Origin of the sequence: Sphingobacterium litopenaei (assembly GCF_014692495.1) — a bacterium.
GTDB classification, from domain to species: domain Bacteria; phylum Bacteroidota; class Bacteroidia; order Sphingobacteriales; family Sphingobacteriaceae; genus Sphingobacterium; species Sphingobacterium litopenaei.
The window spans coordinates 1-14,559 of the sequence record NZ_JACOIJ010000008.1; the positions used below are offsets into that span (position 1 = coordinate 1).

Consider the following 14,559-nt stretch of genomic DNA (forward strand, 5'->3'; position numbering starts at 1 on the left):
TTTTCTTATTCGTTATATCCCTCGTGTTTCAATTACTTCTATTGTTCGCAAGTTAAAACAAGAATCTACTTATTACATTTGGCGTTCACCACACAGGTCATTCTTATTTAAACATTTTTGGAAAGAATATACTTTCTGCTCTGATGGTTATTTTGTTTGTTCAATAGGTGAAGCATCTCCTGATACTATTCGTGAGTATATTCTCAATCAGGGTGAGTCGTTTTATAAAAAAGACCGCAGACTCTTTCAGTCTACGGTCATCTTTAAATTAAAAACCTTGAACAAAACTTATATTATAACGCTCTTTCTTTCTCTTCGCTACTGTCATTCACCCGGCGAATTGATTGTTTTAGATTACCAAATTTATAAGTCAATGTCAGACGTACAGTTTGGCTATCTCGGTATTGATATATTTTAGAATTAAATTCTTCGAATTCTGTAAACACATTGTTGTGGTTTGTATGGAAAATATCCGTAACTGCTAATTTCAAAGAGGTACGTTCATCTTTCAAATTGTAAGTCGCGCCGATATCTGTTCCCCAACGTGTCTGAATTTTGTACATATTGTAAATAAAAGGCGAATTATAACGTACAGATACTTCACCAGTAAATTGTTTACTAAATCTGAAATTGTTGTTTATATTCGCTTGTATAAACGCTGAACCCAAGTTCACATGGTAACCCGAAACTGGACCTTTAAAGTGCATATAGATACCTGTGATATTATTAAACATGGTCCAGACTTTACCAAAGCGATAAGGAATAGTCAAGTTGATGTAAGAAGTAGTCTGCTCGCCTAGATTCTCTCGCGTAATCCACGTAGTTTTTAATACTGTATCTTGACCCAAGCTTTCTATCATTGCACCTTTTGTGATGTCATGTCCTAACGCAATATTAAATCTTTTATACAATGTGTAGTTGAATGAAAAGCCATCCGTGTACTGCGGATTCAAATATGGATTACCTTTATTGTACGTTCTTTTATCTACATAATATTCAAAAGGATTCAAGTTTCTGTAATTAGGACGAGAAACCTTACGAGAATAATTCAATGCAAAAACATGGTTTTCGTGAGCATTATAAGACAAAGAAGCCGAAGGGAACAAATCAAAATAATCACGTTTTACTTGTTTATTTTGCGTAATAGAATGACCGTCAGAAATAGTATATTCTCCTCTCAATCCAGCCTTAATTCCCCATTTTTTGATATTAGTGCTGTAATCAAAATATCCCGCTAAGATCTGTTCTTCATAATTAAATATATTCGAACGATTTGTATTGTTTTCCCAATTGGAACCTACACGGTTTTCAAAATACACATCATTATCAGACTGTACATTACTGTACTTCGCTCCTGTTTCAATATTTCCTTTCCACAATTTTTGTGTGTAATCTAATTTCGTTGCTAATATATTTATGTCCACACCAAATGTGCTTCTTTCAAATTCTGGAGCATACATTAATGTTTCTCCATCGCCGAAATAAGAATAGTACCCATAATTCAACACCGAATTGGTTTTGAAAGTGCTATAGTCAAAATCAGCAGTTAATTTTTTACCTGTAGAATCGATCACGAACTCATTGTTGATATTCACCGAATAACGGTTAAATTTCTCATCATTATTATTATCAGATACCATTATAGAATCTACAGATCTATTCGGCTGAGACATAAGGGTCGTCCCTGGAGTAAGCTGATCTTCTTTATTGTTCGCTCCATTAAACTGGATCATAAAAGTATTACGTGCTGATGTCTTTTGCTCAAACCCCAATTTGTAATTATGAGTTTTATCGGCATTTTCAAATCTAGATGTTTGATCAAAATAAGTATCGGCAACATCATTAGGAATGATACGCGTAATTCGAATATTCTCGTTGTAATTATTATCGGTATAAGAATAGTTCGTAAAGAAGGTCGAGTTGTTTTTCTTATAATTTACGCTTAATGAGCTATTACCCCTCCATTTTTCCCCTACTGCTCCACTGCCCACAAATGAGCCATTGAAACCTTCCAAACGGTTTTTCTTCATCACAATATTAATCACACCCGCTGTTCCTTCTGCATCGTCCTTCGCTGAACGAGTGGTAGAAAGTTCAATGCTTTTAATCTGGCTTCCATCCGTACTTTTCAAGAAAGTCGCCAATTGCTCACCCGTCATATAGGTTTGACGACCATCGATTGTCACATTCACACCTTGCTGTCCCATTAAGGAGATATTGTCATCCTTATCAACGTCTACACCAGGAGCTCTTTTCAAAACTTCCAACGCATTGTTTCCAGCACTGATAGATGAATTTTCTACATTCATCACCAATCTTCCATTGGTATGTTGGATTTGAGGAAGTTGACCTTGCACGCTTACGGCTTCCAATTCTTTTGTCAAGACTTGCAATATTATATCCTCTATAGTAATAGAACTGTCTGCTGTTTGGAATGCTCCAGATTCACCTTTAGCGTAACCCACCGCCGTGGCTTCTATTCTAAAATTTCCTTTTGGAAAACCTAAAAATTTGAATTGTCCTTTTTCGTCTGTGATTGCAGATTTAATAAAACCTCGGTTTGGTTCAGTCACTAAAAATACCGAAGCATTAACAATTGGTGTATTATCCGCATTTTTGATGATACCGCTAATGGTCTTTTGCTGAGCGAAAGCAAATTGCAAGCAAAGAACCATGCAACTTAAAGTATGTAAAAGTATTTTCATGTGTGGTTAGTTTCTGTTTACTCTTCTGTTTATTTATTTCTCTCCGAAATTAGGCTGAAAATACAAGTATGAGAATTCGTATTAGACCAAAAGAGGTAGATTTTCGGTGAAATAGTAAAATTGGTCGGTAAAAAATTTGTCGCCTTTAATTTTTATTTAAAGGCGACAAATTGAGTATTTTTCTATCGCAAAAAAAGATTATTGCACAGTAACAGCTACACGCTCAGACAATTTGTTTGCTTCTTCTTCCACTTTACGCGCATGCTCTTCTGCTTCTTTAGCATGCTTTTCAGCTTGTTTGACCAAATCTTCGACAGCTGCTTCGGTTTGTTCAGTATCGGACTTCTTTTCTATAGGTAAAAACCTTGGTGTACATTGTAATCCTGTTCTTCCCATGATCCACTCTGTACTTTTAACCTCTTCATCAGAATCGTAAGCGCGCTGACAATCCCAAAATGATAAATCTCTTAGCTTATATTCTATGGATTTATCTATTACAACACGTGATCCTACAGGCAAATAAAGCGTTGCGGACACGGATTGATCTCTATACTTCTTATCAGGGTTGATACCAAAGTGCGAATTAAAAATTATTTTATTATCCATTTGATTTGCCAAATAATTTATTTCCGCAGCATTCGTCGTTGCCGCTTGATAAGTCCTACCTCGCGCAAAATAATTGTATTGAATATAAGGTTTTGCTAGTGAGTCAATACTTTCAAAATTGATACTAATGTCCCTACGCAAGGCGTACTCCAAATCCTCACCATTTAATTCAATTTTAAATTTTTTACCATTTTTATCTACCTCAGAGGCTTCTATAAGTCGAACATCTTTCTCGGAGATATAGTATACCTTTTGAGCATTTATAGGTTTTTCAACTTTTATGGTACTTGATTCTTTGAACTCTTGTGCCCCAATAAAACTAAAGAATACTACTGCAATGATTGACGAAATCCACGTGGCCCACAGGCCCAACGAGAAATAATGATTCAAAGGTTGTGTTCTAAAAAGTATACGAAGCATTAGCTGAAACAGTGCGAAAAATGGAATAGCAATAGCTAATGTTCCTGCTATCAAGGCAACAATAGCTTGCGGTGTATTCAAAAATTCGGTACCAGGGAATACCATCTCACGTTGATACCCCAATACACCTGTAATAAAACCAATACAAGCAATCGCTAAACCGAAAAGAGTCAAAGCACAAACTATCAGAATAAAGAAAGCGATCAGGCGTAGGAAAAATCTCCCCACCTTTGAAACACCACTACCAACTGCAGCTGTACCTTTTGCAATTTCAGATTTCGCTTTCGAAAAATGAGGGTTCAATCCTTGTATTTCTTCCTCAAAACTTTTCTTAAAATTTTGTAAAGTAGGTGATTCTCCTTTCATCGCCATTTTGTCCGCTCGCGAAACCGCAACAGGCATTACTATCCATAGTATAATATAAAGCATAATGCCCGACCCCCCAAATAAGAAAAAACACACAAATATCAAGCGCATCCATTTGGTTTCCATATTAAAGTAAGCTCCCAGACCGCTACATACACCTCCAAAAATCTTGTCATCTGCATTACGCATCAATTTTTTATCCACAGGAGCTGAATATGGTATATGTGAATGCGTCTCTGACTCACTATTAGCATTTGCTTGCTCATATATATCTTCCTCCGTTTCTCCTTCAAAATCACTCACTTTGCCCATTTGACTGATAACATGATTCACATCGTCCAAAGAAATCACTTCTTTGCGGCCTGCATGTATCTTTTCAGAAAACATCTCTGCAATTCTGTTTTCGATATCTAGTAAGATTTCCTGGCTATCTGAAGATTTGCCAAAATGTCTTTTGATATCTATCATATACGAGCGTAGTGTTTCGTAAGCTTCCTCTTCGATGTGAAAGACTATACTATTTATATTTATAATAATTGTTTTATTCATGGTCGTAAATATTTGTGTTAGTTGTTTGATTCATTTCTGCCTTGCAATGATGTTTCTACCGCAAAAACCAACTCCTTCCATGTCACATCTAGTTTTTGCAATACTTCATTACCTTCATGAGTAATTTGGTAATATTTACGCGGTGGCCCTGAAGTTGATTCTTGCCAATTGTAACTCAATAACCCATTGTTTTTCAGCCGGGTCAATAAAGGATACAGCGTCCCCTCCACTACAAGCAATTGAGCGCGTTTCAATTCCGCAATTATATCTGATGCATATATTTCTCCTCTGGAAATAATCGAAAGTATACAGTACTCAAGTATACCTTTCCGCATCTGCGTTTGTGTGTTTTCCGCTATCATAATAATACAAAGTTATATCCTTTGGATGGTACTTTGCAATACATAGTAGTATATAAAAACATAATCTATTGATTAACAGTCAAATAAATTTTATTTAATATGTATCAACATATTAAATTGTGTTAATTATTAGGATTTCTTATTGATTTATAACACTTTTGCGACAATGAAATATTTTTTTAGCTATATCTGGGCTATAGTATGGGGAATTATAATGTTAACCCTCTTATTATTACCACCTAACGAATTACCCGACGTCCGAAAATATGAGCTTTTTGCTGGTATAGATAAAGTAGTACATATGGGAATTTTCTTTGTTCTTGCCATCTTATTATATTGGGAGTCTGCAATGAAATCGAAATGGAAAGGAAATATGTGGATTATCGTCAGCAAAGTGGTAATAAGTACTGTCATTTTCGCGTTATTTACAGAAGAAGCTCAAAAGCACGTTTCTAGCCGTACTGCGGATTTATATGATATATATGCGGATTGTATAGGGATAGGAATGGCAACATTTTCATTTCTCTTGCTATATAGAGGTAATAAAGCCAAAAAAAATGAAGAGATTTATACTAATTAGCATAATATTATCAATGCTAGCAATAGGGTTTCAATCCTGTGGAACCAGCAATTGTGGCTGTCCTAAACCATATACACCAAAAAGAAGATAACATATTATTCACGCCCAATAGTAGCAATCGAAACTTTTGTGCCCTTGTAAATTAATAGTTGAGCTGCTTCACAAATGGAAGCTCCTGTTGTCAAGACATCATCTACAAGAAGAATATGTTTCTCTTGTAGATTTCTGGTTATACTTACAGAAAATACTCCTTTCACATTATTGTATCGTTCTGTTCTTGATTTTTGTGTGTAACTAATCGACAATATGTCTCTTTTCAAAATATTCTCATCCAGTAGAATATCCAGACCAAGACTCAAACCAAAAGCAAATTGAGCCGCTTGATTGTAGCCCCTTTTTCTAAGTTTATTTATATGAATGGGAATTGGGATAATTATATCAATATGTTCGATCACTCTTTTGAGACGCTTCCCATATAATTCACCTAAGAAAACACCTTTTTCAGGTTGAATTTTACACTTAAGCTTATGCAAAAGAGTTTCCACACGGGAAAATTTGACTAAGTGCAGTATCGAAAAGGCTGGTTCAAAATGAATTTTCCCCAAAATTGACGGGCAGTTTAATTATTGTGATCTAAATGAAAATCTGTAAAAGGCAAATGAAATAGACAGTTCATACACAACACTTCCTCTTTAGTAAACATGGCAGTATTACAAGCCATAAATAACCTTGGAAATAAAACGTGTAAAAAAATCGTTGAAATAATTTCTCAACAACATAAAAGAATACAATTAGTTACTATTCTTTAAGACACGAAATTAATTTGATTTTTCTTTGATAGCTAACTGACCGCAGGCAGCATCGATATCTTTACCACGACTGCGCCGAACATTGGTTACCACACCTTGGCTACGTAAATAGCTAGCGAAAGCATCAATTTTATCCGCTTCTGCATTTACAAAATCTGCTAAAGATATAGGGTTGTATTCAATGATATTTACTTTACAAGGTACATGCTTACAGAATTTAGCCAATTCTTTAGCGTCTTGCAATTCGTCATTGAAATTGTTAAACACTATATATTCGAAGGTAATTGGATTTTTTGTTTTAGAATAGTAATATCGCAAAGCTTCGGCCAAAGATTTCAATGAGTTTTGCTCATTAATAGGCATAATTTCATTTCGCTTCTCATCATTTGCCGCATGAAGTGATAAAGCCAAATTGAAACGCACCTCATCATCACCCAACTTTTTGATCATCTTTGCAATACCTGCAGTAGAAACGGTAATACGCTTTGCAGCCATATTCAGACCGTCTGGAGACGTAATCCGTTCTATAGATTTCATCATATTAGAATAGTTAAGCAATGGCTCACCCATTCCCATATATACAATATTACTTAATGGAATACCGTAATTGTCTTTAGCTTGCTTATCTATCAAAACAACTTGATCATATATTTCGTCCGCATTAAGATTACGTTTACGATCCATATATCCTGTTGCACAGAATTTACAAGTCAAACTGCAACCAACTTGAGAACTGACACAAGCGGTCATACGTTCAGGAGTAGGAATTAATACCCCTTCGATGATATTACCATCATACAGTACAAAACTACTTTTTATAGTTTTGTCAGAGGAAACTTGAGATTGTTTTACTTGTACATAATTGATAGTAAAATTTTCTTTCAATTTATCACGTAATGCTTTACTCAGATTACTCATTTGCTCAAAATCCGTAACAGACTTTTGCCAAAGCCACTCATAGATTTGTTTTGCACGAAAAGCTTGCTCTCCCATTTCTACCAACTTCTCTTTGATCTGATCAAGGGAAAGATTACGGATATCTATCAATTTTGTTGCTGTATTCACGCTACAAAGATAGGGAAATTTTTATTGTACTTAATTCTCTCCTGTTACTATAACATTTAAATGACTTACAGCAAGTTGTCTTCAAGAGATTATCCTTTTTCATTGAAATTCCTTTAACTTAGCTATATTGCATCTTAAATTCAATTTAAACAATGAAAAAATCACTAATTATTCCATTTCTATTTGTAGCGGCCTTAGCAACTTCTTGTGGAGGTGGTAAATATGCCGCTACCGAAAAAGTATACAAAAAGAAAGCAAAGGAGTTTGCTGAATTATATCGCGAAGCCCCTGTTACTTCTCAAATTGAGAAAATTAATTCCTTAGAGAAAGAATGGATTGGCTCGATTAATTTTGGCGTAAGAAAACCTAATTATGTGATGATTCATCATACTGCGCAAGACTCATTAGCGCAAACGGTAAAAACATTTCATAGTGCTAAGGCTGGTGTAAGTTCACATTATGTAATTGGAAGAGACGGAAAAATAGTCCAAATGGTAAATGATTTATACCGAGGTCATCATGCTGGAGCGGGAAAATGGGGCAATGATACCGACCTAAATTCATCATCTATAGGTATTGAATTGGATAACAATGGAACTACCGATCCATGGACTGATGTACAGATTGATGCACTAATTAAACTTTTAAGTTACTTAAAAGACACATATAAAATCCCTCAAGCAAATTTCATTGGTCATATGGATTATGCACCAACGCGCAAAAATGATCCTTCTCGTTTTCCTTGGAAAAAATTAGCAGAAGCGGGCTTCGGATATTGGTATGATGAGTATTTGGAAACACCACCAGCAAATTTTGATGTTCGTTTAGCACTTCGAGTGATAGGATATGATGTTAAGAATTTAGATGCTGCAGTTAAGGGATTTAAAAACCATTATATTCAAAAAGAGACAAATACTGCGAATTTAAATGAAAATGATTTAAAGATTCTATATAATATTTTTAAAAAAAATCTATAAAAACCAGGAGTATTATAATCAGCTACCTAAAGAAAAAAGCAACCCTAGGGTTGCTTTCTTTTTATGTCTAGAAGTTATAATCTAACTACTTCACAATAGTACCAAATAAATCAAAATCCTCTGCTCTATCCACCCTCACTTGTACAAAATCACCAATACGAGCATAATTTTCTTTTGCATTCAATATGACTTCATTATCTACCTCTGGTGAATCATATTCTGTACGGCCTATGAAATAGTCCCCATCCACTCTATCCACCAATACTTTAAATTCTTTTCCAACTTTAGTTTGGTTTATATCGTATGATATACCCTGTTGGACTTCCATGATCGCATCTACTCGATCCTGTTTTACTTCTTCAGGAACATCATCCTCTAATGTGTGTGCATGTGTTTTCTCTTCATGTGAATAAGTGAAACATCCCAAACGGTCAAAATGTGTTTCTTCTACCCACTCTAACATCTCTTGAAAATCTTGTTCTGTCTCTCCTGGGTACCCACATATCAATGTGGTACGTAAAGCGATATCAGGCACTTTATCGCGGATTTTGTTTACAAGGTCAATTTGTTTTTGCTTAGAAGTGCCACGACGCATCGATGTCAACATATTATCTGATATATGCTGCAATGGCATATCCAAATAATTACAGATATTGCTACGTTCATTCATTGTGTCCAATATATCCATTGGGAAACCTGAAGGATAAGCATATTGCAAACGAATCCATTCGATACCATCCACATCAGAAAGGTGACGCATTAAATCCGATAAATTACGTTTACCGTAAATATCCAAACCGTAATACGTCAAATCTTGCGCAATAAGAATTAATTCTTTTGTACCATTTGAGGCCAAAAATTTCGCTTCTTTTACTAAATCATCAATAGATTTTGAAATATGTTTACCACGCATAAGTGGAATAGCACAGAAAGAACATGGTCGGTTACATCCTTCCGCAATTTTAAAATATGAAAAATGCGAAGGCGTTGTCAATAGACGTTCACCTAATAATTCATGACGATAATCTGCACCGATAGTAGAAAGTAATTCTGGAAGATCATTCGTTCCGAAGTAAGCATCTACATTAGGTATTTCAGTTTGCAATTCTGGCTTATATCGCTCAGAAAGACATCCAGTCACAATTACTTTATTTACTTTTCCTTGATCCTTAAGCTCTGAAAACTGTAAAATCGTGTCAATAGACTCCTGTTTGGCATTATCAATAAATCCACAAGTATTGATAACTACAATATCATTTGCTTGTATATTATTTGATTCGTGAACAACATCAATTTGATTTCCTTTCAATTGACCCATCAATACTTCCGAGTCGTGAATATTTTTCGAACATCCCAATGTAACTACGTTCACACGCGGTTTTGTTACTATAGGTTCGAATTTACTATGTTTTGTTTTCATTATTATGGTTGAATTGTACCGATAATCGCTTATCCGAACAACTTAAATTTCAAAAAATTATTAATAACCCTGATTTTCTTACTTGAAAGGTAGTAAAGTATTTTTAGTCATTTCGATCGAAGGGAGAATCTAAACTGATGAGATTTCTCATAGCTTTGCACTTCACTCGAAATGACTGAGTATTTGAGAGTTTTATTCAAATACTATTTAAACAGAGACTCTACAAATTCACGCTTATTGAAAAGCTGTAAATCACCAATCTTCTCTCCTACGCCAATATATTTCACAGGAATTTTGAACTGATCCGAAATACCGATTACGACACCGCCTTTTGCTGTACCGTCTAATTTAGTTAACGCTAATGCGTTCACATCTGTAGCTTGTGTAAACTGTGTACATTGCTCGATAGCATTTTGTCCAGTAGAAGCATCAAGTACCAATAAAATCTCATGTGGAGCACCAGGAACTACCTTTTGCATTACATTTTTGATCTTACCCAACTCATTCATCAAGCCTACTTTATTGTGCAAACGACCAGCTGTATCAATGATCGCCACATCATCACCATTAGAAACAGCAGATTGAATCGTATCAAAAGCCACAGATGCTGGATCAGATCCCATAGCCTGTGCTACGACACGGACACCTACTCTTTCACCCCAAAGTTTGATTTGGTCAACAGCAGCCGCTCTGAACGTATCTGCCGCGCCCAATACTACTTTGTTACCTGCTTCTTTGAGTTGATGCGCTAACTTACCAATAGTAGTTGTCTTACCAACGCCGTTCACTCCAACGACCATAATCACATAAGGTTTGTGATTGCCATATTCGAAGCTCTCGAAATCATTACTATTGTTTTCAGCAAGAAGAGCTTGAATTTCTTCTTTCAACAGACGGTTTAATTCATCTGTTCCAACATATTTATCACGTGCAACACGTTCTTGGATTCTTTCGACAATTTTCAAAGTAGTTGTGACACCCACGTCCGAGGTAACCAATACTTCCTCCAGATTATCCAACACATCGTCATCAATCGTCGATTTACCAACGACAGCCTTGGTAATCTTTGAAAAGAAACCTTCTTTCGTTTTCTCCAAACTTTTATCCAAAGCTTCTTGAGCTTCAGGCGCCTCTTGTTTCTTCTTGAAAAAATCAAATAAACCCATGTATACTTATGATAACTAATGCTTAAAAATCAAGTTCAAATATACTTAAATCTTGCCATACTAAAAAAAGCCCTTTCGGTGAGTATACCAAAACGGCTTTCAGTTTTTTTAAAGAAAAACTTTAAAAAAGGAATATCTTTCTTGCTTATTTTGTAGCTGCCGCAACAACTTCTTTTACGTTGTCGTTGTGTACCATACTTTCTTTGAAAGTATAAGCTCCAGTTTTAGCAGATTTTGCAGTGATGATAACTTTAGTAAACTCTTTACCACCACCTTTTTGTAATGATGCTACCGCTTTCTTTGCCATGGTATTATGTTTTTATATTGAACCGCTTTCGCAAGTCCAAAAATTAATTACTTAATTTCTTTATGAACAGTTACTTTTCTCAATACAGGGTTGAATTTTTTCAATTCTAAACGCTCTGTTGTGTTCTTTTTGTTTTTTGTAGTGATGTAACGTGACATCCCTGGAAGACCACTTTCTTTGTGTTCAGTACACTCTAAGATTACTTGTACTCTATTTCCTTTTTTAGCCATTGTTTTTACTTTGTTTAATCCTCACGGACTATTAGTTCATGAATATCTTTAATTAACAGGCGGATTATCTATTAAACGTATCCTTTTTTGATAAATTTATTGATAACCGAAGTAATTCCGTTTTTGTTAATTGTTTTAATTGCAGCCGTAGACACTTTTAAAGTGATCCAACGATCTTCTTCAGGAATGTAGAAACGTTTAGTTTGTAAATTAGGATAGAATTTACGCTTAGTCTTAACGTTCGAGTGAGATACGTTATTTCCTTTTAATGCCGTTTTGCCTGTTAAATCACAAATTCTTGACATGATATTTATTTTTAATGTTGTCTATTTATACACCAATTCTCTTTTGCACTCTCTGCAAAGAGTTTGCAAATATCTATATTTCTTTTGGGATTTACAACAATATGGACAGAATTATTTTTAAAAATAATCCAAAAAGTGCAGGAACAGCAAATGTAGAGGTTTTCCAATTTATCTCATATTGTTCTCCAAAAAAATAGTTTTCAACAATTCACATTTTATAATTTGATCAACTTTCAAAATCCGTCTTGTGTTTACTAGGTTTACTTAGTACTTTTAGCCTAAAAGTAAATTTAGCGTAAGGGATATAAATGCTACATAAAACACGTGCAATAGCTTTAAAAATTACGAACTATTCAGAAAATAGTGTAGTAGCGCAATTTTTCACCGAAGAATTTGGAATTCAGTCCTATTTGATTAATGGAGCACGTAAACCCAAAGCTAAAATTCATGTGAATATGCTGCAGCCTCTACATCTATTGGATTTGGTCGTTTACTACAAAGATACAGGTAGCTTGCAACGCATCAAAGAAGCTACCTCTTGGCCTATATTACAGCAAATTCCTCTTGAAATTACCAAAAGTTCAGTTGCCATATTCTTAAACGAAATACTGTATAAGGTTTTAAAACAGCAACAACCAGATCCTCACCTTTTTAATTTTATTCAACAATCTATTCTGTGGCTAGATCAGACAGATGAACCTATTCAAAATTTTCATTTATGTTTTTTAATGAAATTAAGTAGGTTTTTAGGTTATATGCCCTCCTCCTCAGATGAAATTCTACCCTATTTTGACTTAGTGGATGGCGTATTCACTAAATATGCTCCTGCTCATACCTACACTTTACAAGCACCACATACCCACATGTTTCATGCTATATTAAATGTGCCATATGAAGAATCTCACTTAATTCAAATGAAGCACGAAGATCGTATTTATCTGCTTTCTCAGATTATTAACTTCTACAAAGTTCATACAGAGAACTTTGGAACAGTTAATTCTTTACAAATTTTGGAAGAAATTTTTCATTAAAATATATTAAATCAAGAATAATCTTATTTTTGATTAAGTAATAATATGTATTAACTTAATAAAACTAAATTATGGAATGGTATTTAAAGGTCGTAAGAGACAATTACGCAAATTTCAGCGGGCGTGCCAGAAGAAAAGAATTCTGGATGTTTGTATTATTTAACATCATAATATCCTGGGGTTTATCTTTAATAGATCAAATGCTAGGATTTACCTATACTTATCAACCAGAACCTGTTAACTTACCAGGTATGGAATGGATGTCTAGATATCAATCTACAGGATACTTAAGTGGAATTTATTCATTAGCGGTAATAATTCCTTCCTTAGCTGTTACTGTACGTAGATTACATGATATAGGTAAATCAGGATGGAATATATTATGGGGTTTTGTTTGCTGCATAGGTTGGTTATATTTAATCTATTTATATATTCAAGAAGGCGAAAATGGCACAAATGAATATGGTCCTGATCCAAAAGGTGGAAGTGCAGATCCATTTGCAGACCAACGTGATACACATAATCCATTTACAAATAGCTAAATGAACAATTCATAAAAAGCAAAAAAGCTCGAAATCAATTGATTTCGAGCTTTCTCACAATAAATATATTTAGAATCTATTAGATAACTTTTACATTTACCGCGTTAAGCCCTTTACGACCTTGTTCTACTTCGTAAGATACATCATCGCCCTCACGAACTTTGTCTACTAATCCTGAAACGTGAACAAAAATTTCGCTTTCGCCCGATGCTGGCACTATGAAACCGAAACCTTTGGTCTCATTAAAGAATTTTACTTTACCTTCTTGCATTACTGTATTATATTTTAATTTATCTAAAGATAAGATTTATAAAATCATTTACAAGATTATTTTGATTGATTATTAAACATTGTGGCATTTTGTTTGTCTATGCGTTATATACAGAAAATATTAATTTCAAACGATATATGAAAAAATTACTAACAATTGCATTTCTAGTTGGAACTATCTTAATGACAAACGCCCAATCAAACAATATTGAATCTTATCGCAAAGTAGCGACTAAAGGATACGCTGAAAAAGAGGTGACTCCAGATATTATTTACCTTTCAATTTCCTTGAAAGAATTTTATATGGATGGTAATATGAAGAAAAAAGTATTTATCGAGACTTTAGAAAAGCAGCTTTTTGATGCAGCAACGGCAATAGGGGTGAAAAAAGAAGATTTCACTGTTCAAAATATCTACAGTTACAATTATCAAAATAAGAAAAAGAACAATGAACTGTTGCAATCACGTCAATATCGTATCAAAGTGACAAACTTAAATGGATTACACAGTATGTTGGATAAGGTAGATCCTCAAGGATTGGAAAGCACTTCAATCAGCGGATACGACCATACACAAAAACGTGAAATTGAAAAAGAATTGAAAACTGCAGCAGTAAAAGATGCACGTATTAACGCTGAAATTTTAGCAGCAGCAGACGGTGGTTCAGTAGGGAAGGTGTTAGTAATAAACGATAATAGCAACTTTAATTTTGGAGAATTAGTTCCTACGACACGTATGTTTGCAAAATCCGCGATGATGGATGGTGTTGCAGAGTCAAATGAACTTACTTTAGATATTCGTCCAATCAAGTTGACTTGTTATATTGACGGAGTATTTGAATTGAAATAA

General features: G+C 34.5%; 16 protein-coding genes and 1 pseudogene. 6 read left to right on the top strand and 11 right to left on the bottom strand.

Annotated elements, in window-relative coordinates; genetic code table 11:
- Window positions 1–7: 7 nt before the first annotated feature.
- Window positions 8–199, top strand: a pseudogene (locus H8B04_RS17440) (transposase); the annotation flags it as partial.
- 94 nt (window positions 200–293) lie between these two features.
- Here H8B04_RS17440 and H8B04_RS05935 read toward each other — a convergent pair.
- The 3 genes from H8B04_RS05935 to H8B04_RS05945 all read right to left on the bottom strand — a co-directional run bounded on the left by H8B04_RS05935 (window position 294) and on the right by H8B04_RS05945 (window position 5,008).
- Window positions 294–2,705 carry a TonB-dependent receptor domain-containing protein gene (locus H8B04_RS05935; protein WP_190301751.1) on the bottom strand — a complete coding sequence of 804 codons (2,412 nt, stop codon included), beginning with the start codon at window positions 2,703–2,705 and terminating at the stop codon, window positions 294–296.
- A gap of 198 nt (window positions 2,706–2,903) precedes the next feature.
- Complete coding sequence (locus tag H8B04_RS05940; RefSeq protein ID WP_190301752.1) at window positions 2,904–4,646, bottom strand: PspC domain-containing protein; 1,743 nt, start codon at window positions 4,644–4,646, stop codon at window positions 2,904–2,906.
- A 17-nt stretch (window positions 4,647–4,663) separates the two neighbouring features.
- Complete coding sequence (locus H8B04_RS05945) at window positions 4,664–5,008, bottom strand: PadR family transcriptional regulator (protein ID WP_165292416.1); 345 nt, start codon at window positions 5,006–5,008, stop codon at window positions 4,664–4,666.
- Window positions 5,009–5,222: 214 nt separating this feature from the next.
- Here H8B04_RS05945 and H8B04_RS05950 point away from each other — a divergent pair, with 214 nt between their 5' ends.
- Window positions 5,223–5,588, top strand: a complete 366-nt coding sequence (locus tag H8B04_RS05950) for a VanZ family protein (protein WP_165292415.1) — start codon at window positions 5,223–5,225, stop codon at window positions 5,586–5,588.
- Window positions 5,589–5,683: 95 nt separating this feature from the next.
- On the opposite strand, the gene H8B04_RS17325 is transcribed toward H8B04_RS05950, so the two are convergent.
- Together H8B04_RS17325 and rlmN are read right to left on the bottom strand one after the other, a co-directional pair.
- Window positions 5,684–6,133 (bottom strand): ComF family protein, encoded by a 450-nt coding sequence (locus tag H8B04_RS17325; protein ID WP_190301753.1) that lies wholly within the window; start codon window positions 6,131–6,133, stop codon window positions 5,684–5,686.
- A gap of 273 nt (window positions 6,134–6,406) precedes the next feature.
- Window positions 6,407–7,462 (bottom strand): 23S rRNA (adenine(2503)-C(2))-methyltransferase RlmN, encoded by a 1,056-nt coding sequence (rlmN, locus tag H8B04_RS05960; protein WP_165292413.1) that lies wholly within the window; start codon window positions 7,460–7,462, stop codon window positions 6,407–6,409.
- Between the two features lie 152 nt (window positions 7,463–7,614).
- Between rlmN and H8B04_RS05965 the strand changes: the two genes are divergently transcribed.
- A complete protein-coding gene (locus H8B04_RS05965; protein WP_165292412.1) occupies window positions 7,615–8,439 on the top strand; it encodes an N-acetylmuramoyl-L-alanine amidase in 825 nt (274 codons plus the stop codon).
- Window positions 8,440–8,524: 85 nt separating this feature from the next.
- Here the strand turns inward: H8B04_RS05965 and rimO are convergent, their stop codons facing one another.
- From rimO to rpmB, 5 genes are all read right to left on the bottom strand, one after another.
- Entirely contained in the window at window positions 8,525–9,859 is a 1,335-nt protein-coding gene (gene rimO, locus H8B04_RS05970) for a 30S ribosomal protein S12 methylthiotransferase RimO (RefSeq protein ID WP_190301754.1), read from the bottom strand.
- A gap of 203 nt (window positions 9,860–10,062) precedes the next feature.
- A complete protein-coding gene (gene ftsY / locus H8B04_RS05975) occupies window positions 10,063–11,025 on the bottom strand; it encodes a signal recognition particle-docking protein FtsY (RefSeq protein WP_190301755.1) in 963 nt (320 codons plus the stop codon).
- Window positions 11,026–11,170: 145 nt separating this feature from the next.
- Window positions 11,171–11,332: a DUF4295 domain-containing protein gene (locus H8B04_RS05980; RefSeq protein WP_165292409.1), complete on the bottom strand. Its 162-nt coding sequence runs from the start codon at window positions 11,330–11,332 to the stop codon at window positions 11,171–11,173.
- 47 nt (window positions 11,333–11,379) lie between these two features.
- Complete coding sequence (gene rpmG / locus H8B04_RS05985; RefSeq protein ID WP_002998409.1) at window positions 11,380–11,562, bottom strand: 50S ribosomal protein L33; 183 nt, start codon at window positions 11,560–11,562, stop codon at window positions 11,380–11,382.
- Window positions 11,563–11,633: 71 nt separating this feature from the next.
- On the bottom strand, window positions 11,634–11,867 hold the full coding sequence (rpmB, locus tag H8B04_RS05990; protein WP_132778010.1) for a 50S ribosomal protein L28: 234 nt from the start codon (window positions 11,865–11,867) through the stop codon (window positions 11,634–11,636).
- 308 nt (window positions 11,868–12,175) lie between these two features.
- Between rpmB and recO the strand changes: the two genes are divergently transcribed.
- Together recO and H8B04_RS06000 are read left to right on the top strand one after the other, a co-directional pair.
- A complete protein-coding gene (gene recO, locus H8B04_RS05995) occupies window positions 12,176–12,898 on the top strand; it encodes a DNA repair protein RecO (RefSeq protein WP_190301756.1) in 723 nt (240 codons plus the stop codon).
- 71 nt (window positions 12,899–12,969) lie between these two features.
- Entirely contained in the window at window positions 12,970–13,440 is a 471-nt protein-coding gene (locus tag H8B04_RS06000) for a DUF805 domain-containing protein (RefSeq protein ID WP_190301757.1), read from the top strand.
- A gap of 79 nt (window positions 13,441–13,519) precedes the next feature.
- On the opposite strand, the gene H8B04_RS06005 is transcribed toward H8B04_RS06000, so the two are convergent.
- Window positions 13,520–13,711: a cold-shock protein gene (locus H8B04_RS06005; RefSeq protein WP_132778007.1), complete on the bottom strand. Its 192-nt coding sequence runs from the start codon at window positions 13,709–13,711 to the stop codon at window positions 13,520–13,522.
- 137 nt (window positions 13,712–13,848) lie between these two features.
- Here H8B04_RS06005 and H8B04_RS06010 point away from each other — a divergent pair, with 137 nt between their 5' ends.
- Window positions 13,849–14,559: an SIMPL domain-containing protein gene (locus H8B04_RS06010; protein WP_190301758.1), complete on the top strand. Its 711-nt coding sequence runs from the start codon at window positions 13,849–13,851 to the stop codon at window positions 14,557–14,559.